Annotated in this window: 1 protein-coding gene; it reads left to right on the forward strand. The window is 34.4% G+C overall.

From position 1 onward, the window contains the following. The coding region (locus AAEY83_RS16150) for an EAL domain-containing protein (RefSeq protein WP_351060631.1) at positions 1–262 on the forward strand (262 nt) is incomplete at both ends.

Raw genomic sequence — 262 nt, forward strand, 5'->3', positions numbered from 1 at the left:
GCCATAGAAGAAAATAGTTTAAGGCTAGTATTTCAACCAATTGTTGATAGCAAAACCTCAAAAGTAACCTCTTTTGAATCATTATTACGCTGGCAACTAGATGGTGAAAATATTTTCCCTGATGAATTTATAGCTATTGCCGAGCAATACGGTTTAATAACCGAGTTAGGTATTTGGGTAATAGAACAGGCATGTATACAAGCAACAAAATTAAGTCACTTACAACCACAAATTGCTATAAGCGTAAACGTATCGGTTATTC

Source organism: Psychrobacter sp. TB20-MNA-CIBAN-0197 (assembly GCF_040309765.1).
GTDB classification, from domain to species: Bacteria; Pseudomonadota; Gammaproteobacteria; order Pseudomonadales; family Moraxellaceae; genus Psychrobacter; species Psychrobacter submarinus.